The organism is Sphingopyxis yananensis, assembly GCF_020687785.1.
GTDB classification, from domain to species: domain Bacteria; phylum Pseudomonadota; class Alphaproteobacteria; order Sphingomonadales; family Sphingomonadaceae; genus Sphingopyxis; species Sphingopyxis yananensis.
Genome location: NZ_JAJEWI010000001.1, coordinates 60411 through 86077 on the forward strand (window position 1 = coordinate 60411; position 25667 = coordinate 86077).

Genomic DNA, 25667 nt, shown 5'->3' on the forward strand with positions numbered 1-25667 from the left:
GAGATCAGCCGCATTGCCATGACCTTCGTCCCTCGATATCCCTTGGCGCAGAAAATGCTATTTGGGAGAGAGACGAGATGACCGACATACCAGCCACCCATAAAGTCATGCTGACCTTGGTGAAAGCCGAAGGGCAGCTTGAGGTGTTTTTGGAAGAACGGCCCATGCCCCGGCCAAAGGCGCATGAGGTGTTGGTCAAGGTATTGGCGACCCCAATTAATCCATCTGATCTAGGCTTGTTGGTCGGCGCGGCGGATATGGGGACAGCCAAAGCAGGCGAGCGCAATGGATTGCCGATGATCAGCGCCAATATTAGCGATGCTGGGATGCGCGCCATGCAAGGGCGTGTGGGCGACGCGCTGCCAATTGGTAATGAAGGTTGCGGCATTGTGGTCGCGGCGGGTGAAAACCCTGACGCCCAAGCCTTGATCGGCAAGATGGTAGCCATGCTGGGCGGGGAAATTTACGCAGAATATCGCTGTTTGCCCGTCCAAATGTGTATGGAATTGCCCGATGACACGGACCCCAAGGACGGCGCATCTTGCTTCGTCAACCCGCTGACTAGCCTTGCCTTTACGGAGGTTGCCAAGGCGGGCGGTCACAAGGCCTTGGTCCATACGGCGGCGGCCAGCAATTTGGGCCAAATGTTGGTGAAAATCTGCGCGGCAGACGGGTTGGAACTGGTCAATATCGTTCGCAGCGAACAGCAGGCGGAATTGCTGAAAGGGCTGGATAGCCGTTATGTGGTGAACAGCCAAGACAGTGATTTTATGGAGCAATTGATTGCGGCCTTGGTCGAAACCGGCGCAACGCTGGCCTTTGATGCCATTGGCGGTGGCAAGCTGGGCGGGCAAATTTTGACGGCGATGGAGGCCGCAGCGGTTAAACGCATGACGGTGTACAGCCGCTATGGCTCTGACGCCTATAAAGAATTATATATTTACGGCGGATTGGACATGGGGCCAACACAGTTTACCCGCAATTTCGGCTTTAGCTGGTCGATCAATGGCTTTTTGCTAACGCCGTTCATGGCCAAGGCGGGGCCAGAGGTGGTGGCGCGGATGCGCAAACGGGTCGCAAATGAACTGACCACGACGTTCAAAAGCCATTATTCCCAAGAAATCAGCCTGACCGACGCGCTGAAATTGGACGTGGTGCAGGCCTATAATGCTAAGCGCACTGGCGACAAATATTTGATCCGCCCGCATGGGTAAACGCCGCCACGGCGGATGATATCGAATGTTGCTTGCGGCCTTGCTTTTCGTGCCAAGGTCGCAAGCCTAGGTCCTGCCGCTAGTCACGGCACCAGGCGCAATTTATCGCTTCATACATTGCCGGATATCATCACGCCGATATTCGCTGCAATTCCACAAGGCCTTTTCAAAGCTGGCGCTGTCATCGCGCAGGTAAGAGAAGCTCATGGCGGCGCGTTCTAGGTCGCTCATCGCTTCGCTTTTGGGTTTGAGCATGGGGTTGGTCCAGCCCAGCAATTTGCAATAGGGCCGCTCTGCACACAGACGAAGCGCCATGGTCAGATAGGTTTCTGGCGCCGCCCGTGCGTCCAATTCCACCAAAATGGTATCGCGTTTTCCCTGATCTTTACGGTCAGCGATGATTTTCGCTTCTTTGGCGGCTGATAATGCATCTTCGTCGGTGATGATGCTGGGATTGCTGGCAAGGGCCGTGCCCGCATGGGCGGGGGACAGCGCCACCATTTTGGCAATATGGGGTTCGACGCCCGATACGTCATGCCGAAAAGCGGGGCTGGTGCCCCAAAAACCGGGCCAGCGAAAAAATAAATGGGTATCAACAATGGCAATTTTGCTGAGCGTATCGCTCCAATAAGGGCGTACCCAATTGGTGTGATAATGGGTGGCAAGGCCTACTTCGGGTGCGATACTGCCGGTCAACATTTGGCGGGCATGGCTTTGCGCCCGCGTCCATGCCGCAGCGCTATATCGGCGCGAGAGGGCGCCATCGCAAGTAAAGGTAAATTGGCATCCTGTTGCCCGTTCCGCGCCCTGAAACACCACGCCGCAGATGGATTTTGGAAAGGCCGCATGACGTGCGCGGTTAATCACCACTTGGCCGACCGCATATTGGCCGCGAGGATCATCGCCTGCCTCATAGAGCATCGCCGCAGCCATACAGTCATTGGCGCGCGCCAAATCCTCGCCCTTGCCGGAATGAACAAAGGCTTTGGCCGTGGAAAAACCAGCGGTAACCAGCGGTATGGCGGCATTTTGGCTGCGTGCATCATCTTGTGTTACGGGTGCCAATTCCATGGCAGGCGGGGCCGGAATGATGTTGCGCGGTGGCGCTATGTGGATGGGCCCTAGAGACTGGTGCCGTGACGACTGGGGCAGCCTTTGCTGCGGCGCAGGGACGCTATTTAGAACGCCGCCAATAGCCGCCGCAGCGGCTAGCCAAAATAGCCAGCCGCTAACGTCATGCCCTGCCATAAGTGGCTTGGCATCATCGGGGTTGCTCGGCGTCATGCCGAAATCGCCATTATGGCTCTGGCAAAAAGTCCGGAACCGACAAATAGCGTTCGCCTGTGTCATAGTTGAAGCCCATGACACGGCTACCTTCGGGCAGTTCTTTTAGTTTTTGGGCGATAGCGGCCAATGTCGCGCCCGACGAAATACCGACCAACAACCCTTCTTCGCGCGCTGAGCGGCGGGCATATTCTTTGGCATCGGCGGCGTCGACCTTGATCACGCCATCCAGCAAGTCAGTATGCAGGTTGCGCGGGACAAAGCCTGCGCCAATACCCTGAATGGGGTGCGGCGCAGGCTGTCCGCCCGATATAACCGGCGATGCTTCGGGTTCGACGGCAAAGACTTTGAGGTTGGGCCAGTGGGATTTCAGGAATTTTGCCGTGCCTGTGATATGGCCACCTGTGCCAACACCAGTGATCAGCACATCAATGGGTGTATCGGCAAAATCCGCCAAAATTTCGGGGCCCGTGGTGCGAATGTGGATATCGATATTGGATTCATTTTCAAACTGCTGCGGCATCCACCCACCCGGCGTATTGTCCACCAGTTCAATGGCGCGTTCGATGGCACCCTTCATGCCCTTTTCGCGGGGCGTCAGGTCAAAGGTCGCGCCATAGGCCAGCATTAAGCGGCGACGTTCCAGTGACATGCTTTCTGGCATGACTAGCACTAGCTTATATCCCTTGACAGCGGCCGCCATCGCCAGACCAATGCCGGTATTACCCGATGTCGGTTCAATGATGGTGCCGCCCGCCTTTAACGCGCCCGAAGCTTCGGCAGCTTCGATCATCGCTAGGCCGATACGATCCTTGATGGACCCTGCCGGATTGCTGCGTTCGGATTTTACCCACACTTCGGCGTCTGGGAATAATCGTCCCAAACGAATATGCGGTGTGTTGCCGATGGTATCGAGGATCGAATTGGCTTTCATGGTCGGTGAATGCTTTCTTGATATCCGAAGCGATGTTCGCGGTGGGGCCGTGGGTCAGCAGGCGACCATGGTCGTTCCCCGCTGATCACAGCATTTACAGAAGTTTGTAACGAAGCCAGCAGATACTGTCCATAATGCCAATCGCCGATGTCGGATTCTGCGTTAATATGCCCAAAGGGACCAGCGTTGACAAAACGTGCGTCCCAATGACGGGACAAACGCCAGACATAGGCCGTTTTGGCATAATGGTCATTGTCACTGCCAACGACGATCATTGGTGTTTGACTGACGAAACTGGCATGATGGGAAAAACCCGTGACGCGGCTAAGCTTGGAAATACGGCCAAGGTCGGGCGGCGCGACCAATAGCGCCCCGCCTATTTTCGCACGATCAGTCCATGATGCCTGTTCAAACCAATGGGTGAAGGCATGGCACCCCAGACTGTGGGCGGCAATCAATACCGGTTGGTCAATATCGGCGAATATGGCGTCAAGCCGGCGGACCCAATCATTCAGGTCCGGCGTGCCCCATTGGCCCAAATCGGCGCGGTGGCAGTGCGTGAACTTTTGTTCCCACAAGCTTTGCCAATGTGTCGGCCCGCTATTGTCCAGTCCAGGGATGGTCAAAATGCGGGTGGCGGGTGATAATAATGGCATAACGGTTTCTCCATCACATGATATGGGAATCCGTGGGAACGGGTGAGTTTGTTTTAACTCAACCAAAATAATCGACAATATATTTTTTCTTAACCGCCCGATACTGTGGATAAGGTGCTGACACCGCCCATGATCAGGTTGGGCGGCGCAAGCAGCCTAGATTTTATGTGCTTCTTCGGCAGGCAGGCTGGACGTAAAACTGGGCTGGGGCGCAAAGGTCTTGGCACGGCGCAATTCGGGAAAACGCCATGCCCACAGCGCGGTGACACCAATGGCAGCAACGCCGCCAATGGCCACAGCGCCCACGGGGCCGAGCACAGAGGCCATCGACCCCGCCCGCATTTCACCCAATTCATTGGATGCAGAAATCGCAAGGCCCGACACCGCGCTGACGCGGCCGCGCATATGGTCGGGCGTGTTGAGTTGGATCAAACTGCCGCGCACAAAGACCGAGAACATATCGGCTGCGCCAATAAAGGCCAGCAAGCCCAGCGACAGCAACACATTGGTGGAATAAGCAAAGGCCGTGGTCGCCGCGCCAAATAGGGCGACGGCCCACAACATCTTCACGCCGACATTATTTTCAATGGGACGAAAGGCCAGCATCAGGGCCACCAACGCCGCGCCAACCCCCGGTGCGGCGCGCAAGAAACCCAGCCCCTCGGAACCGGTTTGCAAAATATCGCGGGCAAAAACCGGCAGCATGGCTGTCGCGCCGGACAGAATAACGGCGAACAAATCCAAGGTGATGGTGGCGAATAAAAAGCGTTCGCGCCATGTGAATTTCAACCCTTCGGCCATTTCGACCAAGGGCCGCGCGCGCGCCGGATTGGCTGGCGGGTGAACAGGGCGAACGCGGCTCAGCAACAGGGCGGCGAGCGCCAATAAGGATGCCGTAAAAATATAGACCGATGCTGGATGGGCCGCAAAAATCAGTCCGCCTGCTGCGGGTCCGACAATGGATGCCGACTGCCATGCAATGCTGCTCATCGCGATGGCGCGGGGCAGGGCGGCAGCGGGCACGATATTGGGGGCGATGGCACTCAGCGCCGGACCAGAAAACACACGCGCCACACCATGTAATGCGCCCAATGCAAACAAGATCGGCAGCGTTAAGCCATTTTTCCATGTCAGCCATGCCAGCAATAGCGCGATCAAAAAGTCGATGCACAGCGAAAAAATAGCGACTTTTCTGCGTTCAAAACGATCCGCTGCCCATCCGGCGACCGGTGTTAACAGGGCCAATGGCACAAATTGGAACAACCCCAGCAGCCCGAGTTGAAACGAAGCCTCGCCAATGGACATGCCATAATCGCTGCGCGCTGTGTCATAGAGTTGGTAACCAATCACCACCACCATGGCGATAGTCGCCATGACTGAGGTGAATCGCGCCAGCCAAAAATAGCGATAGTCCACAAAAGCGAGGGGGGAGGGGGCTTTCGGGGCGGATGCGGGGGCATCGGCATCAGTGGCGCTGCTGGTCATGGCCCATCGCTGTAAGGCAAATGACCTCAGCTTCCAATGGGCAGGATAGCGGGGCGTGCAAATTTTATTGCCGCCGCTGATGCGCGCCCATGCGGGCGAGCGCATCAGCGTTGATCAAAGATATTAGTTCGGCGCGATCAAGCGGGCGATGAAAAATCCGTCCATTCCGCCTTGTTCGGCCAACATATGCGGTAGGGTACGCAATTGCCCTTGCTCGTCCGGCGTGATGCCAGCGGGAAGTTCGTCGGCGCGAATGGGCGACAACGTCCATTGTGGATGTTCATATAAGAAGGTCTCAATCTGTTCCTCACCCTCGGCGCGTTCCAACGAACAAGTGGCATAGATGAGCGTGCCACCGGGCTTGACCCATTTGGTGGCGCGGTTCAGCAGACGTGCCTGCAAATCAGCCATTTCCGCGATGTTTCGCCCCTCGACACGGTGCAGCACATCGGGGTGGCGGCGGAAAATGCCAGTGGCCGAACAAGGGGCGTCCAGCAAAATGGCATCGGCCTGTTCCTTGGGCTGCCAATGCAGCAGATCGCCCTTTTTGACATCGGCCTGCAATCCCGTGCGGGCCAGATTGTCGGCCAGACGTTCTAGCCGCTTGGCGCTGGCATCAACGGCGGTGACATGCCAGCCAGCAGCGGCCAATTGCATGGTCTTGCCGCCGGGGGCAGCGCACAGGTCCAGCACGGTGCGGCCATCGCCCTTGCCCAGCAATCGGGCGGCAAGGCTGGCGGCCAAATCTTGGACCCACCAGCCACCTTCTTCAAAGCCGGGCAGGCTTTCGACAGCATGGCCGCGCGGCAAGCGCAGGTGCAGCGGGGCGAGGCTTTGGGCGTCGGGCCAGCCTTCGATTTGTGGTTCTGCGGCAAAGCTTAGGTCAATTGGCGGCGCGCTGCTCCATGCAGCCTCGGCCGAAGCGATCATGTCATCGCCCCATTGTTCGGACCAACGTTCTGCCACACTTTCCGGCAGGCTGGCGGTTGGAGGCAGGCGCCATTCTTCTTTTTGAGCGCGGGACAATAGGGCATGAACCAAGCGGCGCGGGCCGCCCGCGACCAATGGCAAAGCCGTGGATACCACCGCATGGGCAGGGCTGTTCAGCGACAAAAGCTGGGCCAATGCGATCCGCAGCACGGCGCGGCTTTTCACATCCTCGGGCAATTGCTGGGGCGTGGCATCGTCGATCATCGCGTCAATGTCGGTCATCCAACGCAGGCTTTCCGACGCAATGGCAATCGCAAAGGCGCGGTCGGCGGGCGACAGGCCTTGTGTCGCGGCATGGGATGCGATTTCCAGCGGGTCGCCCCGACGCAAAATCGCATCGACCAACCGCAAGGCGGCGCGCCGTGTACCGGTTCCGGGTGGATCGCCTTCGGTGTGGCGGCGGTTACGGGGGCGGCGTTGGTCGTTCATGATAATCTGTCTCTGTCGTAAAGGTGCGGCGATAAGAGGCCACGCAAATGGTTGGCGCGGGGGTGAAACCTGTCTAATATGCTTTATATGAGCGAGATCCGTGAGAATCCATCCATTGGCGGCACAGCGCGCGCCACGAAACGTCCCGATGATGTCAAGGCACCGGAGGGATGGGAGAATCCCCCTGTGCCATTGCCGGCGCAGCCCATTATAGAAGCGGCCGAAGATCAGCCAACTGGCCGCAACCCTGTTCGTTATGGGGATTGGGAAAAGGGCGGTTTGGCCATCGATTTTTGAATAGGCGATTTCTGAACGGGCGAGCTTTGATTGGGCTGGGCCAGCGCGCTCAGTTTGGCGAGCGATAGCCCATAGAAAATGGACGGCGGGATATTCCCGCCGTCCATTTTCTCATCATCTGCAAAAGCAGGCTTAAGCGTTGGCGGGTGCCGTGGCTTCTGGTGCATTGGGCACCTTGCCTGCTTTGACTTGTTCCGCGAAAATTTCGCGCATCAGTTGCAGCGAGAAAAGATGCGCGAAAATCAGCGGCAGCATTCCATTTTGCGTCATTTTACGCAGAACGTCGCCGCGCAGCTCGCGAACCTTATTTTCGTCGATCATCTGGAAACCGCGATACACGAACGGTGTCGGATTGCCTTCTTGTTGAATGGCGACTTCGCCTTCCATCAACAAATCCGCTTTTTTCAATTCTTCCACGAATTGGCCGGTGCGCATACCAGCTTCTTCGAAATTTTGGCAGAATTGCAAAATGCCGTTCACCGCTTCCGAAGGCTTGCCGTCTTCGAACAATTTGTCACCATCTTCGAATGGACCGATGGCGTCCGCCTTGGGGTCAAAGCATAGCGACAATTCGTCGCTGTCTGGACGCAGGCGTGCCAGCAAGAAGGGGTAGCGGCGGATATAGGCTGGAACATATACGGGGTTCAGCAGCTTGCCTTCGGCGTCGACAAAGGTGTTCACCCCTTCGTTCAGGCCCATCAGCGCCAACGGCACAGGGTTTTCGCCGGACGAGAATACGATGGGGTAAAAGCGCGAAGCGGCAACAAATTCATCGCTGGTCAGCGGCACGGCATGCTGCGAAATCAGGAAGTCTGCGCGGTCCAAAGGACGGGCGCGCCATTCTGCATGGTCGACGCTGGAAAGCGGCTGCAGGTCTTGATAAAAAAGTGGCAGATTGGCAGGTGCGGGCGCAGTGGCCATGGATCAAGCTCCGAAATCGAGGATGGCCTTGCGGCCCTTTAGACTTTAATGGCGCCAAGCCATATTTGCCAAAACGTGCTGACGCAAGACAAAGCTGTTTGCCGATCAGAAAAGACGCCAGTGACGGTTGTTTGCGCCATTGTGCGGCAGCTTATTGATCAAGATTGCCGGATATGCTCCCTTAGTTTTGCAGACGGATCAGCTTGTCCGGATTGCAAATCTGATGCGGGTCCATACCCAATTTAATCGCCCGCAGGGCCGCTAGCCGTGCGGGGCTGTCCAGTTCGGCCAAAATGTCGCGCTTCATTTGCCCAATGCCATGTTCTGCCGATATTGACCCGCCAATCTCCATGACATGACGATAGACGGCGCGGCTGGCCTCTTCGCCATATTGCGCCAGCCATTTTTGGCCATCGACGCCGACAGGCGGCTGAATATGGTGATGTACATTGCCATCGCCCAAATGGCCAAAGGATAAGCATCGCACGCCCGCAAAATTGGCGGATAATCGCGCGGGATTGCTCTCGATGAATTCCGGCATTTTTTCGACTGGCACGCTGATGTCATGCTGAATGGCCGGCCCCTCGGCACGAGATGCGGCGGATATACTGTCGCGGATGCGCCAAAAATCATCGCTTTCTTGGTCATTTTTCGCGATCACGGCATCTTGGATCAGGGATGCTTCAAGGGCTTGGGCCAGCTCCCGTTCCAAGGCCGAGGCCATGATATCTTGATCGTCACCAGCCAGTTCAATGAGCGCATACCATATATGGTCGCTTTCCAAGGGATTCCGGCTGTTGGGGATATGGTTTAGCACCGCCGTCAGGCAGGATTGCGGCAGGATTTCAAACCCCTCCAGCATGGCGCCTAAGCCCCTATCCAACTGGCGCAGCAGCACCAGGGCTTGATGAACATTGGTCAGCCCAACCCACGCCGTTTGGCGGGCAGGGGCGCTGGGGGATAGGCGCAATGTCGCGGCGGTGACGATACCCAGCGTCCCTTCAGCCCCGCAAAATAAATGGCGCAGATCATAACCGCGATTGTCTTTTTTTAGCGGCGAAAGCGCGTCCAAAATCTGACCATCGGGCAGCACAACCTCTAGCCCCGCGACCAATTCGCGCATATTGCCATGGCGTAAAACCTGCGTTCCGCCCGCATTGGTCGACACCAAGCCGCCGATGGTCGCCGACCCTTTGCCGCCCAGCGTCAGCGGAAAGCGCAGGCCATGATCCAGTGCAATATGATGAAAATTTTCCAATATAACGCCCGCGTCAACACAAGCTAGGCGGGCATCCACGTCTATATGCCGCACGCCGGTCATGCGGCGAAGGCAGAGCAGGATTTGATCACCGCTATGGTCGGGCGTCGCGCCGCCAACCATGCCACTGTTTCCGCCTTGCGGAACCACCGCAACCCGTGCGTCATGACATAATTTCATGATCTGGGACACTTGGGCGGTCGAATTTGGGGACAGCATTGCAGCTGCCTTGCCATGATATTTGCCGCGCCAGTCGGTCAGCCATATCGCCATATCTTGGGGGCTAGTGGTAAAGCCTTTGTCGCCCACAATGTGACGGAGGGCATCAAGCAATGCAGGCGACGGCGGTAAGGGCATGATATCCACGCTTTCTTAACCCCATAACGACATAAATGCAGCAATATAGAAAAAGCCGTTGCAGCGATTCATGGGTCTGGGCATCAGTTCATATCTTGTTCAACCGCATAACCTATATATGGAAAAAGTTCAGTTTGTTTGAACCCTTCCATCGGCTGCGAAGTGGAATACATCAAGTGACGCAACTTGCATTGCCAAATCTATCTGCACGCGGGCTTCCCTGTGTGTTCGGCGATGGAATGCTGTGCCTTTGGTGGACAGGGCTATGATGAACTGGCCATTTTTTCTCATTGCTGCCGCTCCCTTCACCCTGACGGGCAGTCCCGCCGATACAGGGCAAAGCCCGACGCCACTCACCGGAAGTTGGACCTTTGCGATTCCACAAATCGACGAAGGCGGCAACCAATGGCAGGTGGTGATTGAAGAACGCATTATCATTCGCGTACCAGCACGTCGTTCCTCGCTGACCCATTTTTCGATGCCCGCACCCCAGGCGGGTGCCAACAGCACGTCCATTGTCTGGCGCGAGAAAAAAGGCCCGAAATGTATCACGATGCGCGATATTGCGGGGATGCAAACGACCCAGCGCGACAGTATCGACCTGATCACGCGCCAAAATCAGCGACTTCGTGCCCAGCTTAATCGCGGTTGCCGTGCGCTGGATTTTTATGCCGGCTTCTATATGGAGCGCAATGATGATGGCCGCCTGTGCGAAGGCCGTGATCAGCTTCATGCCCGCACAGGGGCGAGGTGCGAAGTCGAGAAATTTCGCCTGATGGTTCCCGAAGTCCGCGAAGATTAACCACAAATGCGGCTTTTGCGTCGGGCCGATCAGGCAATTCTTGACATTTCCGGTGGCGTTCGCCATGGCCCCCGCATCAGTGGCTCGCTTGGGTTGGCCAGGCCTGTGCCGCTATTCCGGACATGATGCCCTTATGAAATTTGCCGACCTCGGCCTATCCGACGAACTTATGCGTGCCGTTACAGAAGCGGGCTATGATGAACCGACGCCTATTCAGGCTGGGGCCATCCCGTCCGTTCTAATGATGCGTGACCTCATTGGTATTGCACAAACAGGGACCGGTAAAACCGCGTCTTTCGTTCTGCCGATGATCGATATTTTGGCCCATGGGCGAACACGGGCCTTGATGCCACGTTCGTTGATTTTGGAACCGACCCGCGAACTCGCGGCGCAGGTGGCCGAGAATTTCGAAAAATACGGAAAATATCACAAGCTTAGTATGGCGTTGTTGATCGGCGGCGTGCAGATGGGCGATCAAATCAAGGCCTTGGAAAAGGGCGTGGACGTATTGATCGCGACACCGGGCCGCTTGATGGACCTGTTTGAGCGCGGCAAAATCTTGCTGACGGGCTGCGATTTACTGGTGATCGACGAAGCCGACCGTATGCTGGATATGGGCTTTATTCCGGATATTGAAAATATCTGCACCAAGCTGCCCGCGAATCGTCAGACGTTGCTGTTCTCTGCGACGATGCCCGCACCGATCAAGAAATTGGCGGACAAATTCTTGTCCAACCCCAAGATGATCGAAGTGTCACGTCCGGCATCGACCAACAAAAATATTGTGCAATATCTGGTGCCCTCTGCGGAACGGAAAAAGCGTGAAACGCTTCGCGCGCTGTTGCAGGCCGAAGAAGTCAGTACCGCGATTGTATTTTGTAACCGCAAAACGACCGTGCGTGAATTGGCCAAATCTTTGCAACGTCATCGTTATTTGGCGAGCGAAATTCATGGCGATATGGACCAGTCCAGCCGCTTGGCGGAATTGGAACGCTTTAAACGCGGTGATGTGAATATTTTGGTGGCGTCGGATGTGGCCGCGCGCGGATTGGACGTAAAGGGCGTCAGCCATGTGTTCAATTTTGACGCCCCATGGCACCCCGACGATTATGTTCACCGTATTGGCCGGACCGGACGGGGGGGTGCCAAGGGACGTGCTTTCACCTTGATGACTCCGTCTGACGCCGAAGCGATTGATAATATTCAAAAGCTGACGGGCAGCAAAATTGATGTGCTCAAGCTGGAATTGCCAGAACCCGCGGCGCGCGGACGTGGTGATAAGCCGCGGCGTCAAGACGATGGCCGCGATGATGCCGATGTTGGGCGGGATAAGCGCGAAAATCGTGAAAGCCGTGAAAGCCGAGAAGGCAGCGATAAACGTGATGGTCAGGACAATGGCGACAGCCGCGATTATGGCTCATCACGATCGTCCAAGTCGCGGCGCTCTGGTCGAGGACAAGATCACAAGCCACGCTGGGACGAAAGCTTGGGCCGCGACCCCAATGCGGTTGATGGGCCCGACGAAGGGTGGAATGGCCCCATTCCCGCCTTTTTGTCCGTAGGCGTTGGCGGATAATTTATCCGCACGATTAATACTCTATTTCAAAAGTCATAAAGAAAGGCGCGGAAGAAATCTTCTTCCGCGCCTTTCTTTCTTATGGCGGGCCATAAGGCGCGACGAAAATATGTGCCTTATTTGGCGGGCTGAGCAACCTCCGCGCTGGTTTCAGCGCCAGCTTCCGGTTTGGCCTGAGCGATTGCGGCGGCAAATTGTTCTGCGGTGAAGCTGCTGGATAGGCCGTGTGCGGCGATGAAAAAGCTGTTGCTTGGTAAGCGCACATCACCCTCGGTCGTGGTCAAAATGACCCCGTCGGCATCCGCCGATTTGACGGTGCCCACCTCTGCCGTGCCGTTCAGGCTTTTCACGGATGCACCAGGAACCAAGGCGGCGGTAACCGCCGCTTGCGCTGCTGCTTTTTGCTGGGCGATGCCGGCTGTCAATTGTTCCAGCGTGACGCCAATTGCAGGGCCTTTCTCACCCGCACCAAAGGATGCATTGGGCAAAGCGATTTGTTGATCGCCCATGTTGATGACACTGTTGGTGCCGTCATTGCTGGAGACCGTTCCAATGACCGCGCCAGCGCTGTCATAGACTGTGGTGCCCGTATTCAGCGTAACGCCAGCAGGCGCAGCCGCATCTTGCGCTATCGCCGTGGCGGGAACCGCAATGGTCCCAGCCGCACTCAAGGCAACAGCGATAGCAAGATTGGCAAAGCTTTTCATAATTTGGTGTCTCCGAAAAACGATAATTCGAAGACCCAAGCTAAGACAGCAACGCTGATGGGTTAAAGCTATTGGGGACGGTGTGTGGCATCTATGGGGTGAATTGACCAAAAATTAACCATAAAATGCAAATTGATAGCTATTTTTGACCATTTATATCCCGCAAATGGCGACAAATCACGCAATGAGCAAAGGGTCAACGGCAACAGTTTTGCGGACAATATCTGCTATATTTTTTGTCGATGTCCGCTGCGTTCAAGCCGGTCAGGCAATTTTAACAAAGCTGTCCAGCACGCGCTTACTGCCTGTCTGTTCAAAATCGACTTCCAACTTATTGCCGTCCATATCCGTGATGTGGCCATAGCCGAATTTTTCATGGAACACGCGCTGGCCAATCGCCAGATCGGACCGTGCTTTGCTGGCGAAAGAGGCCGAGGCCGTCTTGCTGGGGGTGGGGGAACGGGTAACAGTGGCCGACTGGACCATATCGCGCTGCCACGCTGGGCCACGATCTTGACCATATCGCCCTTGGTTGGACGCAACATGGGCGAAGGGGTCGCTGTCCGCGCCCCAGCGCGTCGTCCAATGATTGGCGCTGGCCCCGACGCTATTTTCCGCCTCGACATGCTCGGGGGGGATTTCGGCGATAAAGCGGCTGGGAATGCTGCTGGTCCATTGGCCATAAATGCGGCGGTTGGCGGCGTGAAATATGCTGGCGCGTTTGCGCGCGCGGGTGATGGCGACATAGGCCAGTCGCCGCTCTTCTTCTAGGCTGGCGATGCCGCCTTCGTCGAGCGCCCTTTGGGATGGGAACACCCCTTCTTCCCATCCAGCCAGATATACATAGTCAAATTCCAAGCCTTTGCTGGCGTGGATGGTCATGATCGTAACATTTTCCGCATTGTCTTGATTGTCGCGGTCCATCACCAAACTGACATGTTCCAAAAATGCGTCCAGCGTTTCATATTCTTCCATCGCGCGGACCAGTTCGGACAGATTTTCCAAACGGCCCGCATTATCGGCGCTGCGGTCGGCTTGCAGCATGGCGGTATAGCCGCTGTCTTCCAAAATGATTTGCGTTAGTTCGGCATGGTTCAGCGCCGCCGTCTGGTCGCGCCAACCGCGCACCATCGCTACGAAAGCGGCCAATTGACGGCGGGCTTGCGGTGTCAATTCGTCCGTTTCCACCAATTGCGACGCGGCGCTGAACAGCGACATTTGCTGGGCGCGGGCATATTGATGGATACGGGACAAGGCCTTGTCACCCAAACCGCGCTTGGGAACATTGACGATCCGCTCAAAAGCCAGATCATCGCTGGCCGAATGAACCAGCCGTAAATAAGCCATAGCATCGCGAATTTCGGCGCGTTCATAGAAACGAAAGCCGCCAATGATGCGATAGGGCAGGCCGGTGGCGATAAAGCGTTCTTCAAATTCGCGGGTTTGGAATTGGGCGCGCACCAAAATGGCGGTGTGGTCCAGCCCAATGCCTTGGCGTTGCAAGCTGTCCAATTCCTCGCCAATGCGCCGCGCTTCCTCGGGTCCATCCCAGACGCCGTTAATATGAACTTTGTCGCCAGCGTCCAATTCCGTCCACAAGGTCTTGCCCAAACGCCCGCTATTTTGGGAGATGAGCGCCGACGCGGCCGCCAAAATTTGCGGGGTGGACCGGTAATTTTGCTCCAGCTTGATCACCGCCGCACCAGGAAAATCTTTTTCAAAGCGCAGGATATTGGCCACTTCTGCGCCGCGCCAGCTATAAATGCTTTGGTCGTCATCGCCGACACAGCAGATGTTCTTGCGGCTTTGCGCCAACAAACGCAGCCACAGATATTGGCTGGCATTGGTGTCCTGATATTCGTCCACCATGATATATTTGAAACGCTGCTGATATTGTTCCAACACATCGCGGTGGCTGCGCAGGATCACCAACATATGCAGCAGCAAATCCCCGAAATCACAGGCGTTTAATGTCTTGAGCCGCGCTTGGTACAGGGCATAGAAATGCTGTCCCTTGCCATCGGCAAAGGCTTCGCTTTCGCTGGCGTCCAAGTCGCTGGGCGTCAGTCCGCGGTTTTTCCAGCGGTCAATCAGCGCGGCCAATTGCTTAGCGGGCCAGCGTTTATCGTCCAGCCCCTCGGCCTGAATAAGCTGTTTCAACACCCGCAATTGATCGTCGGTGTCCAAAATGACAAAATTGCTTTGCAGACCGACCAATTCGCTGTGGCGGCGCAGCATTTTGGCGGCGACCGAGTGGAAAGTGCCCAGCCATGGCATCCCTTCGACATCGTCGCCGATCATCCGCCCCATGCGTTCGCGCATTTCGCGCGCGGCTTTGTTGGTAAAGGTGACGGCCAAAATCTCGGACGGCCATGCGCGGCGCGTCGCAATAATATGCGCCAAACGCGCGGTCAGCGCTGCCGTTTTTCCGGTTCCAGCACCCGCCAACATCAACACAGGGCCTTCGGTGGTCAACACCGCCTCGCGCTGCGGCGCGTTCAGGCCGCGCAAATAGGCTGGTTCAGACGCAATAGGCGCGGGTTCGGGGGCATGGAAAGGATTTTGGGTCACGGTGAACGATTAGGGAACAGCTGTCTTTTTGTCCAGCAGGGTGACGGGCTTATTTGCATGCTTTGGTACTTGCATCGTGCCGCGTTCCGCTCTTTAACACCGCACCATATTGCACAATTGCGGGCTATGCCGCTCCGCCATTGGCTGATTGACCATATGGAAAGGTCTGCATTTGCTAAATTTAGCGCCATATCGCGCGAACGGGCGCGTGCTTTCTGCCAGCCTTGTTGGGACGGCGGTCGAATTTTATGATTTTTATATTTATGGCACGGCTGCGGCCTTGGTGTTCGGCCCGCTATTTTTTCCGACGGAATCCGCATCCGCCCAGTTGATGCTCAGTTTCATGAGCTTTGCACTGGCCTTTTTTGCACGGCCTGTCGGGGCAGTCGTCTTTGGCCATTTCGGCGACAGGGTGGGCCGTAAATCCACATTGGTCGCATCATTGATGCTGATGGGGGCTTCCACCACGCTGATCGCCTTTTTGCCGACCCATGCGATGGTGGGCTGGGTTGCGCCCTTCTTGCTATGCTTGCTGCGCTTTGGTCAGGGGCTGGGGCTGGGCGGTGAATGGGGCGGTGCGGCGCTGTTGGCGGTGGAAAATGCGCCCAAAGGCTGGCGCGCCCGTTTTGGCATGTTCCCGCAATTGGGCGCGCCCGTGGGCTTTATCGCGGCCAACGGCCTGTTCCTGATCCTTGGTCTGACACTGAGTGACGCAGATTTCATGGCTTGGGGCTGGCGCATTCCGTTCTTATTTTCGGCGGTGTTGGTCGGGCTGGGCCTATGGGTGCGTCTGAAGATCGGCGAAACGCCCGCCTTTGCCGAGGTATTGGAAAAAGGCCCACCAGAAGGCGTGCCGATCAGCCTGTTGCTGCGCCATCATTTGACACTGACCTTGGCTGGCATATTCGCGGTGGTGGCCTGTTTCGCGATTTTCTATCTCGCGACATCCTTTGCCTTGGCGCATGGCACCACGGTATTGGGTTATAATCGCACCGAATTTTTGGTCGTCCAACTGTTCGCCATTCTGTTCATGGCGGCGGGGATTATTTATTCCGGCTATAAAAGCGACGCAACCAGCGCGCAAAAGGTGCTGACATGGGGCTGCGGCGCGACGATTGTGATCGGCCTTGGCTTTGGCCCGTTGCTGGCGTCGGGCAATTTGTGGCTGGTGTGGATGGGCCTGTCGGCATCGCTATTTGTAATGGGCTTGGTCTATGGCCCATTAAGCGTGTGGCTGACCGAATTATTCCCCGTGCATTTGCGCTATACCGGATCGTCTATCGCTTTTAATGGCGGCGGGATTTTGGGCGGCGCGGCGGCCCCCATCATCGCGCAGGCCTTGGGCGATTGGGGCGGAACACAGGTGATCGGCCTATATCTGGCCTTGGCGGGTGTCGTCAGTTGGCTAGGCCTGATGGTGGTGCGCCGCAAGAAGTTGGCTGCATAAACCGATTGGGACAGGATAAAAAAAACGCCGCTCCGGTTGGGGCGGCGTTTTTGCTATGTCTTGTGTTGGTTTCGGCCCATGATGTGGGGAGGGGCTCAGTCGGCCTTATCTGTCTGATCGACCTGATCCGCTGGCGCGGCGATGGTGCGCAGCAAGCTGAGCTTGGCTTTGCCGACCTTGCGCTCGGCCTCCATTTCAAAACCGCGAATATTCACCTCTTCGGTTCCGGCGGTTTCGATGGACACCCATGTGCCCGCACCCACCCAGCCCAAGCGACGCAATTTATCGAGCGCGACGCTGCCCGCGCCCGTACCATAAGGGGCGTCGATAAAGATGATATCATAGCCACGGCGCGCTGGACCCAAGGACATCACGGAACCCGCCCGTACCTCGGCCCGCTTACCGGCATCCAAGCTCGTCAGATTTTTCTTGAGCGCGTCCAACGCGTCGCGGTCTTGCTCCGCGAACAAGCAGCTTTCGGCCCCGCGTGACAAAGCCTCCAGCCCCAAAGCGCCAGAGCCCGCGAACAGGTCCGCCACCACCAGGCCTTCAAAGCTGCCGACACGGCTGGTCAGCATGGAAAACAGTGTTTCGCGCGTGCGGTCCGCCGTGGGACGGGTGGCGTCATTTTTGGGGGCCAGCAATTTGCGCCCGCGCCATTCACCAGAAATAATACGCATCAGCTAAGTAACCTACGGAATTGGAACAAGATATCACGCGGAACTACATCGACCTGACCGGCCTCCAGCCCGTCGATGCTAAACTCGCCATAGCGAACACGGATCAAGCGGCTGACTTGCAAACCCAAATGTTCCAGCACGTTACGCACTTCGCGGTTCTTGCCTTCGGTCAGGGTCAGTTCAATCCATTGGTTGCGGCCTGTACGCCGTTCCAAATTGGCGTCGATTTTGCCATAGCGCACGCCATCAATTTCAACGCCCAGCACCAATTCTTCGAGCTGGGCTTGCGATACATCACCAAAGGCGCGGGCACGATAGGTGCGTTCTACGCCGCTGGCGGGCAGTTCCAGCTTGCGCTTAAATTCGCCATCATTGGTCAGCAGCATCAGCCCTTCGGTGTTATAGTCCAATCGGCCAACCGGCATCAATCGCGGCAAACCTTCGGGCAACACATCATAAATGGTTTTGCGCCCTTTGGGGTCGCGGGCCGCCGTCAAGCACCCCACTGGCTTGTAAAAACGATAGAGGCGGGTCGAAACCGGCTTGGCGACCGGATTGCCATCGACCGTGAGCCCGTCAAGGCTGGCCAGCAAAGGCGCAGGCTGGGTAATTAATTCCCCGTTCAGCGCGATGCGTCCTTCGTCGATCATCCGTTCCACGTCGCGGCGCGAACCGACGCCGGCACGGGCCAGTAACTTCGCAATGCGCTGGGGCCCGTCGATCAAATCGCCTTCACTGTCGACTTCGGTGTCGGATCCATTGCTGTGCGGACGTGCGGGGGCCTTGCGCGGTGCGGACTTGGCCGAACTTTCTTGGCGCAGCGTGCGTGTGTCGGGCCCGCGCGTGTCCGAGGGACGGCGGCGGTTGGGGCGGTCGCTGCGGCCCGCATCCACGCGTGCGTCAGTGCGGCGGTGGGCTGGTCGGTCATCGCGGCGCGAGGGGGCGCGGTTATCGCTTCGGCCCGTGCTGCGCGCATCGGCGCGATAGGGCGAACGCGCATCATCGCGTGAACCTGTGCGTGATGGGGCGCCGTCACGCGGGTTTCCACGGCTGGGCGCACGATCAGGGCGTTGGCCGCCGGAGCGTTCGGCTCGACCGCCTTCGCTGTGTTGGCCGCGCGGCGCATCATTTTGCTTGCTGAAACGGCGATCAGATCGAGGGGCATCACGGCCCTCGGCGCGGCTGTCAGCGCGGCTAGTGCCGCGACCCGTTGGGGTGCGGCCCGAGCGGCCGCCACTAGGGCTGCCGCGATCTGAAGGGGGGCGAGGTGGACGTCGTGTCGTCATCGCGGGAATAAGGCTTTCTGTTATGGCTGTCTTTACAGCCGAATATGTTGCGTTTCTGCCACGTTCATAGCCCGAAAATGGTCGGTTCGTCGATGGGGTGTCGATGCCATCTTGTAAGAATCTATCTGGCAAGTCATGCAAATGGTGACTGAAGGAATAAAGATGCTCTTCGCGTTTCGCCCGTCATCCGTCAAGCGGCTGTTGATTATCGAGGACGATCCCTTGATCGCTTTCGATAATGAATATGCATTGAAACAACATGGCTATGAGGTGATCGCCACGGTCGAGAGTGGGGAGGCGGCGGTGCCCTTCATTGCGGACGTACCGCTGGATGCCCTGATTTTGGACATGGAATTGGCGGGCCATATGACGGGCCGTGATGTCGCCCGATTGGCCAAAGACCGCAAAATACCGGTATTGTTGGTAACGGGGAAACGCCCCGATGACGTCGCGGACTTTGCCATTTCATGCCTGCATAAACCGCATACGCCTGCCTTGTTGTTATCGGCCCTGCGCGGGTTGGATATGATGATTGCCAAACGAAAAATGCCCCGTAAAATTCGCGGGATAGAGACATTTTGGCGGCCAGAGATCATCTGATCATTCAAACTAATCGGGCCATGGTGAAATTCACCGTTTCAATTGCTGGCCAAGGCCTTTAACCCCAAGGCTTAACCCAGCAGCGGAGGATTTGCAGATATGGCAGGGAATGATGGCAAGCTGAGCGGTTGGGCGCTGTTCCGCGCCGCGATGACCAACCGCAAAATGGCCATCATGCTGATCTTTGGTTTTGCATCGGGCCTGCCCAATGTTTTGTTGCTCGGCACGCTCTATGCGTGGCTGGGCGAGGAAAAGGTGGATTTGGAAACCATGGGCGTCTTTTCGCTCATTGGTTTGGCCTATGCCTTTAAATTCCTTTGGTCTCCAGCGGTGGACCGCGTTGCTTTACCTGTGTTGCATCATCTGGGCCGCCGCCGCAGTTGGTTGCTGCCCATTCAAATGCTGTTGGCGGGCAGTTTCATTCTTTTGTCGCGGCTCGACCCATCCAGCTATTTGGGCTGGTTCTCGTTGATCGCCGGTATTGGTGCTTTTGCATCCGCTTCCCAAGATATCGTCATTGATGCATGGCGCGTCGATGTGGCGGATGAACAGGCGACGTTGGAAATTATGTCCGCCGTCACCCAATTGGGATATCGGGTGGCGACGCTGGTGGGCGGCGCGCTGGCCTTGATTTTGGCCGCGCGCATTGGTTGGCCCCAAGTATATTTGATGCTGGGTGTGGCGATGTTGGGGGCCGTCATTGCGACGCTGTGCGCGCCAGACACGCCGCGTCCCCAAGCTTTGGCGGGCGATGCTGCTACGCGGATGCACGATAATTTGCCATTTCGGGTTCGCGCCGCGGCCATCGGCTTGGTTGGCGCGGCATGGGCGTGGGCCATTTTTACGGTTCTGCAATTCATGGTGCAATCTTTGACGGCGACGCCGGACCTGCGCCCCGATGCCACCGCCTTTATCAAATTCACGGGGCCATTCATTGTCATCGCCACCGTACTGGTTCCCGCCATTATTGCCGCCATTTTAAATGGAATGAGCATGAATGCCGCAGACCCAGCAGGCGATGATCGCCAAGCGTCATTGACGACGGGCGGGGCGCTGCGCAATTTCCTCAGCCACGCTTATGATGCCTTGCTCATGCCGCTGGCCGAAATTGTTGGGCGGTTGAAATGGGGCGCGGTGACGGCCTTGGGCATCATCTTAACCTATCGTCTGACCGACAGTGTGTGGGGGCCGTTCGCTCTGCCATTTTATTTGCAAGAATTGGGCTACACCAATGATCAGGTGGCGATTGCCAGCAAATTTTTTGGCGTTGGCATGACGATGCTGGGCATTGCGGTTGGCGCGATGATGTTCGTTTGGGCTGGGCGCTTGCTGACGCTGTTTTTGGGCGCGGTTTTGGCCGCCGCGACCAACTTGCTCTATGCCGATCTGGCCTCTGGCGGGGCGGCGATTGATATTTTTGGCCGTTTGTCAGGATTTTACTGGGCGGTTGCGCATTTTGGCGTCGATGAACGATTTGGCCGTTTGCTCATCGCCATTGCTGGCGAGAATGTCGCCGGCGGTATAGCGGGGGCGGCCTTTGTCGCCTATCTGTCCAGCATTACCTCGAAAACCTATTCCGCGGTGCAATATGCTTTATTGTCGTCGCTGACATTTTTGGTCGGAGCATTGGGACGCGGCGCGATTGGCGAAGCGATTGAACAAAATGGCTATGCCAGCATCTTTATTTTCGCGGCGGGATTGGGCGGTATTGCCGTTGTGCTCTGCTTGTTCGAATGGCTGCGCGACGGGTGGAGCAAGGCGCGTACGCGGGCCTGAACGGTAGCGCGTTAAAATAGGGGCGCTTATCAGCGCCCCTAGCACGCCGAGCCAGCTGGCCCGATTATTCCGGATATTGCTCGTTGGCCAATAGCGCGAGACCAACCAGATAAAGCGAACCGCCGATCAGCACGGGGGCGGTGCTGGTCGGGGTGCTTGGGTCTGTTCTCGCGCTATCCACCTGTGCCAACATCTGCATCGCGGCGGTCAAATTGGGCGCGCTATCTTGGCGCATGATGCCAGCATTGGCTGCCATAGTGATCAGATCATCGGCCTGAAAATGCTCATGCCCATCAATCGGCACGGCGATCATGCGGCGCACATGGGGGGCGATGTTGGTCAAAAAACCTTGGGCGTCTTTGTTCGATAACATGCCCAAAATCAGGTCAATTTTCTGATCAAGGGCGATATGGGCCGCCAAGCTGTTGGCCAATTGCTGTGCGGCATCCAGATTATGCCCGCCATCAACCCAAATGGGGCGTGAGGGCAGCAGAATATCCGCCAGCGGACCAGCCTCTAAGCGTTGGATACGGCCCGGCCAGACGGTGCTGGCGATCCCTTTTTTCGCCGCATCAACATCAAAGGCTTTGCCGTCCGCCAAATAGAGCATGGCCACCGCCAAGGCTGCATTTTGCACCTGATGTGGTCCGATAAGCGCGGGCGTGAAGGGGCCGAATGTCTGGCCATCGCCATGCCAATATAGCTGTCCGTCCACCACTTCGGCGCGCCAATGCAAGTCTTGGGCAAAAACTTCTGCCCCCACCGATGCGGCTTTGTCCGCGATCACCGCGCGGACATGGGCGGGATAGGCTGATGTCGCGACCTTGCACCCTTGCTTGATGATCCCGCTTTTTTCAAAGCCGATGCGGGCCAAAGGTTCGGACGGCGTGCCATCCTCTGGCGCCAACAAAAAGGCTTCATGGTCAATGGCCAGCGATGCAATGCCGCAAACCGCCGGAGCGGGGATGATGTTGGTGGCGTCCAATCGCCCGCCCAGACCAACCTCGATGATCACATCATCGGCGGGGTTGCGGGCAAAGGCCAGCAAAGCGGCGGCGGTGGTGACTTCAAAGAAACTAGCGCGCAAATCTTCGGCGACGTCCAATACTTCGGACAGCAGTTCGGCCAGATAATCGTCGCTGATCAGCGTGCCTGCTATGCGGATACGTTCGTTAAAACGCACCAAATGGGGGCTGCTGTAACAATGAACGCGGCGGCCTTGGGCTTCCAGCATGGCGCGCAAATTGGCGCAGGTTGACCCTTTGCCATTGGTGCCCGCGACATGGAAAATGCGCGGCAGTTGATCTTGGGGGTTGCCCAGCCGTTCGCACAGACTGCGGATACGGTCCAAGCCCAAAATATCGCGGCCTGGAGACAAAGCGGTCAGCCTGTCGAGTTGCGCTTGAACGCCAGCATGTGCGGAAATCGCGTGATCGACCATCTTGTCAGCCTGTTTTCTATAAGAAATCAGACGGCGAAATTGCCTTCGCCGCCTGATGCGATATCCCGATGTTCGGCGCTTAGGCGGCCTTTTCAGGCACCATATAACCGATCAAGCGGCCCAGCGTTTCCGGCAAATCGCGGCGGTGGACCACCATGTCGATCATGCCATGATCCAACAAATATTCCGCGCGCTGGAACCCTTCGGGCAATTTTTCGCGAATGGTGTTTTCAATGACGCGCGCACCCGCAAAGCCGATCAGGGCCTTGGGTTCGGAAATTTGGATATCGCCCAACATCGCATAGCTGGCGGTAACGCCGCCCGTTGTCGGGTCGGTCAACAGCACAATATAGGGTAAACCAGCACGGCGCAGACGGGCCAGCGCCACGGTCGAGCGCGGCATTTGCATCAACGACAAGGTGCCTTCTTGCATGCGCGCGCCACCAGCCGCAGTCAGGGCGATGAACGGCACTTTGCGGCGAATGGCTTCGTTGACACCGGCCACAAAGGCTTCGCCCACCGCGACGCCCATCGACCCGCCCATGAAAGCGAAATCTTGCACGCCAACCACCGCGCCTTGGCCTTTTATGGTGCCATAGGCGTTTTGAAACGCGTCCCGATCACCCGTTTGGGTGCGCGCGGCCTTGATGCGGTCGACATATTTTTTGGTGTCGCGAAATTTCAGCGGATCTTCGGGGGCCGAAGGGGCGCTGATTAATTCATGACGGCCACCGTCAAATAATTGAGCAAAACGTTGCTTTGCCCCAATACGGTCATGATGGTCGCAGCGCGGGCAGACGTGCAGATTATCTTCCCATTCCTTGACAAACACCATTTGCGAACATTGGCGGCATTTGTGCCACAAATTATCGGCGGTATCGCGCTTTGCTGCGAAGGGAAGGGCGTTGCGAACGCGGTCTAGCCAGCTCATGCGGCGATCTCCTTTGCGCCGTGAATGGCATCGGCAAGTTTTTTCGTTAATATTTCAACGTGTCGGGGCGCGTCATTACCATATTCTGCGACAATGTCGATAAGCGCAGAACCAACAACAACACCATCTGCCACCTTGGCGATGGCTGCGGCTTGTTCGGGGGTGCGAATACCAAATCCAACCGCGACGGGCAATTTCGTAGCCGCTTTCAAGCGATTAACTGCTTCTTGCACGCTGGACTGCGCCGCTTGCTGCGATCCTGTGATGCCTGCCACCGATACATAATATAGGAAGCCGCCCGCGCCATCTAGTACGGCGGGCAAGCGCTTTGCATCGGTTGTCGGGGTGGCAAGGCGGATGAAATCGACGCCCGCGTCGCGCAGCGCCGGACCCAGCTCTGGATCTTCTTCGGCAGGAATATCGACGCAAATCACGCCGTCAACGCCCGCGTCCTTGCATTGCGCGGCAAACCAATCGGCCCCGCGAATGGTCATGGGATTGGCATAGCCCATCAACACGACGGGTGTTTCGGGATAGCGCGCACGAAAATCGCGGGCGATTTGGAAAACATCTGCGGTGGTCGTGCCTTTGCAAAGGCTGCGCAGGTTGGCGGCCTGAATAGCGGGACCATCGGCCATCGGGTCGGTAAAGGGCATGCCCAATTCGATAACATCCGCGCCGCCTGCCATCACGGCATCCAATATCGCTGGCGTGTCCCCGTCTCCGGCGGTGATAAAGGTCACCAAAGCAGGGTGGCCCTTGCCAAATGCAGCGTCAAACCGGCTCACAGCTTTACTCCCAAGGCATCGGCAATGGTGAAAATATCCTTGTCGCCGCGCCCAGACAGGTTGACGATGATAATCTGATCCTTGGACATGGTGGGCGCGATACGCTCCGCCGCGGCAATGGCGTGCGCGCTTTCCAAGGCTGGAATAATGCCCTCCAGCTTGGTCAAGCGTTGGAAACTGGCCAAGGCTTCGTCATCGGTCACAGGTTCATAACGCACACGGCCAATTTCGTGCAGCCAGCTATGTTCTGGTCCGATTCCGGGATAATCCAGACCCGCCGAAATGCTGTGCGCGTCGGTGATTTGACCGTCTTCGTCTTGCAGTAAATAGGTTTTATTGCCGTGCAAAATGCCGGGACGTCCGCCGGTGAGGCTGGCGGCATGGCGCTTGTCCAGCCCTTCGCCAGCGGCTTCGACGCCGACGATTTCGACATCTGTGTCATCCAAGAAGGGGTGGAACAAGCCAATGGCGTTGCTGCCGCCGCCAACAGGGGCGATCAGCATGTCCGGCAAGCGGCCTTCGGCTTCCAAAATTTGTTCGCGCGCTTCGGTGCCGATAATGCTTTGGAAATCGCGCACCAATTCGGGGTAGGGGTGTGGGCCCGCAGCGGTGCCGATGATGTAGAAAGTGTCATGCACATTGGCGACCCAATAGCGCATCGCTTCGTTCATCGCGTCCTTCAGCGTTTTGGCACCGCTTTCCACCGCGACCACTTCTGCGCCAAGCAATTTCATGCGGAACACATTGGGTTGCTGGCGTGCGACGTCCACCGCGCCCATGAATATAGTGCAGGGCAAGCCGAATAAGGCCGCCACAGTTGCGGTTGCCACACCATGTTGGCCAGCGCCCGTTTCCGCAATAATGCGTTGTTTGCCCATGCGCTTGGCCAGCAGGATCTGACCGATGCAATTGTTGATTTTGTGCGCGCCCGTGTGGTTGAGGTCCTCGCGCTTGAGATAAATTTTGGCACCGCCCAAATCATCGGTCAGGCGCTGGGCCAGCCACAGCGGGCTGGGGCGGCCAACATAATGTTTCAGCAGATAGTCAAATTCCCGCTGAAATTCGGGGTCGGCTTGTGCGGCGCGATATTCGCGTTCCAAGTCAAGGATCAGCGGCATCAGCGTTTCGGCGACATAGCGCCCGCCAAATTGGCCGAAATGGCCGCGCGCATCAGGTTGCTGGCGCAGGCTGTTGGCCGCGGTAGCATGGGAATTATGGTCGTTCATATCGGTCATCT

Annotated in this window: 22 protein-coding genes; 7 read left to right on the forward strand and 15 right to left on the reverse strand. The window is 57.1% G+C overall.

Annotation, left to right across the window (positions count from 1 at the left end; genetic code table 11):
• Positions 1–77 precede the first annotated feature (77 nt).
• On the forward strand, positions 78–1214 hold the full coding sequence (locus LKO31_RS00275) for a zinc-binding dehydrogenase (RefSeq protein WP_227688085.1): 1137 nt from the start codon (positions 78–80) through the stop codon (positions 1212–1214).
• A 102-nt stretch (positions 1215–1316) separates the two neighbouring features.
• Here the strand turns inward: LKO31_RS00275 and LKO31_RS00280 are convergent, their stop codons facing one another.
• From LKO31_RS00280 to LKO31_RS00300, 5 genes are all read right to left on the reverse strand, one after another.
• The gene (locus LKO31_RS00280) at positions 1317–2498 is read right to left on the reverse strand and encodes a cell wall hydrolase (protein WP_227688086.1); all 1182 of its coding nucleotides are present in this window, start codon (positions 2496–2498) and stop codon (positions 1317–1319) included.
• A gap of 13 nt (positions 2499–2511) precedes the next feature.
• Positions 2512–3432 carry a cysteine synthase A gene (gene cysK, locus LKO31_RS00285; RefSeq protein WP_227688087.1) on the reverse strand — a complete coding sequence of 307 codons (921 nt, stop codon included), beginning with the start codon at positions 3430–3432 and terminating at the stop codon, positions 2512–2514.
• A complete protein-coding gene (locus tag LKO31_RS00290) occupies positions 3429–4088 on the reverse strand; it encodes an RBBP9/YdeN family alpha/beta hydrolase (RefSeq protein WP_227688088.1) in 660 nt (219 codons plus the stop codon). Before LKO31_RS00290 ends, cysK begins: the two co-directional genes overlap by 4 nt.
• 156 nt (positions 4089–4244) lie before the next feature.
• Positions 4245–5573, reverse strand: coding sequence for an MFS transporter (locus tag LKO31_RS00295; RefSeq protein ID WP_227688089.1), 1329 nt, complete (start codon positions 5571–5573; stop codon positions 4245–4247).
• A gap of 123 nt (positions 5574–5696) precedes the next feature.
• Positions 5697–6992: an RsmB/NOP family class I SAM-dependent RNA methyltransferase gene (locus LKO31_RS00300; RefSeq protein ID WP_227688090.1), complete on the reverse strand. Its 1296-nt coding sequence runs from the start codon at positions 6990–6992 to the stop codon at positions 5697–5699.
• Positions 6993–7079: 87 nt separating this feature from the next.
• Here LKO31_RS00300 and LKO31_RS00305 point away from each other — a divergent pair, with 87 nt between their 5' ends.
• On the forward strand, positions 7080–7289 hold the full coding sequence (locus tag LKO31_RS00305) for a DUF1674 domain-containing protein (RefSeq protein WP_227688091.1): 210 nt from the start codon (positions 7080–7082) through the stop codon (positions 7287–7289).
• A 132-nt stretch (positions 7290–7421) separates the two neighbouring features.
• Here LKO31_RS00305 and LKO31_RS00310 read toward each other — a convergent pair whose 3' ends face one another.
• Together LKO31_RS00310 and LKO31_RS00315 are read right to left on the reverse strand one after the other, a co-directional pair.
• On the reverse strand, positions 7422–8210 hold the full coding sequence (locus LKO31_RS00310) for a SapC family protein (RefSeq protein ID WP_227688092.1): 789 nt from the start codon (positions 8208–8210) through the stop codon (positions 7422–7424).
• 181 nt (positions 8211–8391) lie between these two features.
• Positions 8392–9825 carry an FAD-binding oxidoreductase gene (locus LKO31_RS00315; protein ID WP_227688093.1) on the reverse strand — a complete coding sequence of 478 codons (1434 nt, stop codon included), beginning with the start codon at positions 9823–9825 and terminating at the stop codon, positions 8392–8394.
• 265 nt (positions 9826–10090) lie between these two features.
• On the opposite strand from LKO31_RS00315, the gene LKO31_RS00320 reads away from it, so the two are divergent.
• Both LKO31_RS00320 and LKO31_RS00325 read left to right on the forward strand, forming a co-directional pair.
• On the forward strand, positions 10091–10627 hold the full coding sequence (locus LKO31_RS00320; protein ID WP_227688094.1) for a hypothetical protein: 537 nt from the start codon (positions 10091–10093) through the stop codon (positions 10625–10627).
• Positions 10628–10760: 133 nt separating this feature from the next.
• Positions 10761–12203 carry a DEAD/DEAH box helicase gene (locus tag LKO31_RS00325; RefSeq protein WP_227688095.1) on the forward strand — a complete coding sequence of 481 codons (1443 nt, stop codon included), beginning with the start codon at positions 10761–10763 and terminating at the stop codon, positions 12201–12203.
• Positions 12204–12319: 116 nt separating this feature from the next.
• On the opposite strand, the gene LKO31_RS00330 is transcribed toward LKO31_RS00325, so the two are convergent.
• Both LKO31_RS00330 and LKO31_RS00335 read right to left on the reverse strand, forming a co-directional pair.
• Entirely contained in the window at positions 12320–12910 is a 591-nt protein-coding gene (locus LKO31_RS00330) for a hypothetical protein (RefSeq protein ID WP_227688096.1), read from the reverse strand.
• Between the two features lie 264 nt (positions 12911–13174).
• The gene (locus LKO31_RS00335; RefSeq protein WP_227688097.1) at positions 13175–15481 is read right to left on the reverse strand and encodes an ATP-dependent helicase; all 2307 of its coding nucleotides are present in this window, start codon (positions 15479–15481) and stop codon (positions 13175–13177) included.
• Between the two features lie 172 nt (positions 15482–15653).
• On the opposite strand from LKO31_RS00335, the gene LKO31_RS00340 reads away from it, so the two are divergent.
• Positions 15654–16928 carry an MFS transporter gene (locus tag LKO31_RS00340; protein WP_227688098.1) on the forward strand — a complete coding sequence of 425 codons (1275 nt, stop codon included), beginning with the start codon at positions 15654–15656 and terminating at the stop codon, positions 16926–16928.
• Between the two features lie 95 nt (positions 16929–17023).
• Here LKO31_RS00340 and rsmD read toward each other — a convergent pair whose 3' ends face one another.
• On the reverse strand, positions 17024–17608 hold the full coding sequence (rsmD, locus tag LKO31_RS00345; protein ID WP_227688099.1) for a 16S rRNA (guanine(966)-N(2))-methyltransferase RsmD: 585 nt from the start codon (positions 17606–17608) through the stop codon (positions 17024–17026).
• Positions 17608–18894: a pseudouridine synthase gene (locus LKO31_RS00350; RefSeq protein WP_227688100.1), complete on the reverse strand. Its 1287-nt coding sequence runs from the start codon at positions 18892–18894 to the stop codon at positions 17608–17610. Before LKO31_RS00350 ends, rsmD begins: the two co-directional genes overlap by 1 nt.
• A gap of 162 nt (positions 18895–19056) precedes the next feature.
• Between LKO31_RS00350 and LKO31_RS00355 the strand changes: the two genes are divergently transcribed.
• Positions 19057–19494 carry a response regulator gene (locus LKO31_RS00355; RefSeq protein ID WP_227688101.1) on the forward strand — a complete coding sequence of 146 codons (438 nt, stop codon included), beginning with the start codon at positions 19057–19059 and terminating at the stop codon, positions 19492–19494.
• 99 nt (positions 19495–19593) lie between these two features.
• A complete protein-coding gene (locus LKO31_RS00360; protein WP_227688102.1) occupies positions 19594–21270 on the forward strand; it encodes an AmpG family muropeptide MFS transporter in 1677 nt (558 codons plus the stop codon).
• Positions 21271–21334: 64 nt separating this feature from the next.
• On the opposite strand, the gene LKO31_RS00365 is transcribed toward LKO31_RS00360, so the two are convergent.
• The 4 genes from LKO31_RS00365 to trpB form a co-directional block, all read right to left on the reverse strand.
• Positions 21335–22711, reverse strand: a complete 1377-nt coding sequence (locus LKO31_RS00365) for a bifunctional folylpolyglutamate synthase/dihydrofolate synthase (RefSeq protein ID WP_227688103.1) — start codon at positions 22709–22711, stop codon at positions 21335–21337.
• Between the two features lie 79 nt (positions 22712–22790).
• Positions 22791–23642, reverse strand: coding sequence for an acetyl-CoA carboxylase, carboxyltransferase subunit beta (accD, locus tag LKO31_RS00370; RefSeq protein ID WP_227688104.1), 852 nt, complete (start codon positions 23640–23642; stop codon positions 22791–22793).
• Positions 23639–24430: a tryptophan synthase subunit alpha gene (trpA, locus tag LKO31_RS00375; RefSeq protein ID WP_227688105.1), complete on the reverse strand. Its 792-nt coding sequence runs from the start codon at positions 24428–24430 to the stop codon at positions 23639–23641. Before trpA ends, accD begins: the two co-directional genes overlap by 4 nt.
• On the reverse strand, positions 24427–25665 hold the full coding sequence (gene trpB, locus LKO31_RS00380; protein WP_407699224.1) for a tryptophan synthase subunit beta: 1239 nt from the start codon (positions 25663–25665) through the stop codon (positions 24427–24429). The genes trpA and trpB overlap by 4 nt, the downstream gene beginning before the upstream one ends.
• Positions 25666–25667 lie beyond the last annotated feature (2 nt).

Bases quoted from the DNA above. Each gene is read 5' to 3' on its own strand.
- LKO31_RS00295 (WP_227688089.1), bottom strand. From the start codon at position 5,573: ATGACCAGCAGCGCCACTGATGCCGATGCCCCCGCATCCGCCCCGAAA.
- LKO31_RS00290 (WP_227688088.1), bottom strand. From the start codon at position 4,088: ATGCCATTATTATCACCCGCCACCCGCATTTTGACCATCCCTGGACTG.
- LKO31_RS00310 (WP_227688092.1), bottom strand. From the start codon at position 8,210: ATGGCCACTGCGCCCGCACCTGCCAATCTGCCACTTTTTTATCAAGAC.
- LKO31_RS00280 (WP_227688086.1), bottom strand. From the start codon at position 2,498: ATGACGCCGAGCAACCCCGATGATGCCAAGCCACTTATGGCAGGGCAT.
- trpB (WP_407699224.1), bottom strand. From the start codon at position 25,665: ATGACCGATATGAACGACCATAATTCCCATGCTACCGCGGCCAACAGC.
- LKO31_RS00355 (WP_227688101.1), top strand. From the start codon at position 19,057: ATGCTCTTCGCGTTTCGCCCGTCATCCGTCAAGCGGCTGTTGATTATC.
- accD (WP_227688104.1), bottom strand. From the start codon at position 23,642: ATGAGCTGGCTAGACCGCGTTCGCAACGCCCTTCCCTTCGCAGCAAAG.
- LKO31_RS00300 (WP_227688090.1), bottom strand. From the start codon at position 6,992: ATGAACGACCAACGCCGCCCCCGTAACCGCCGCCACACCGAAGGCGAT.
- LKO31_RS00325 (WP_227688095.1), top strand. From the start codon at position 10,761: ATGAAATTTGCCGACCTCGGCCTATCCGACGAACTTATGCGTGCCGTT.
- LKO31_RS00305 (WP_227688091.1), top strand. From the start codon at position 7,080: ATGAGCGAGATCCGTGAGAATCCATCCATTGGCGGCACAGCGCGCGCC.
- LKO31_RS00360 (WP_227688102.1), top strand. From the start codon at position 19,594: ATGGCAGGGAATGATGGCAAGCTGAGCGGTTGGGCGCTGTTCCGCGCC.
- LKO31_RS00330 (WP_227688096.1), bottom strand. From the start codon at position 12,910: ATGAAAAGCTTTGCCAATCTTGCTATCGCTGTTGCCTTGAGTGCGGCT.
- LKO31_RS00315 (WP_227688093.1), bottom strand. From the start codon at position 9,825: ATGCCCTTACCGCCGTCGCCTGCATTGCTTGATGCCCTCCGTCACATT.
- LKO31_RS00320 (WP_227688094.1), top strand. From the start codon at position 10,091: ATGATGAACTGGCCATTTTTTCTCATTGCTGCCGCTCCCTTCACCCTG.
- LKO31_RS00350 (WP_227688100.1), bottom strand. From the start codon at position 18,894: ATGACGACACGACGTCCACCTCGCCCCCCTTCAGATCGCGGCAGCCCT.
- cysK (WP_227688087.1), bottom strand. From the start codon at position 3,432: ATGAAAGCCAATTCGATCCTCGATACCATCGGCAACACACCGCATATT.
- LKO31_RS00365 (WP_227688103.1), bottom strand. From the start codon at position 22,711: ATGGTCGATCACGCGATTTCCGCACATGCTGGCGTTCAAGCGCAACTC.
- LKO31_RS00275 (WP_227688085.1), top strand. From the start codon at position 78: ATGACCGACATACCAGCCACCCATAAAGTCATGCTGACCTTGGTGAAA.
- rsmD (WP_227688099.1), bottom strand. From the start codon at position 17,608: ATGCGTATTATTTCTGGTGAATGGCGCGGGCGCAAATTGCTGGCCCCC.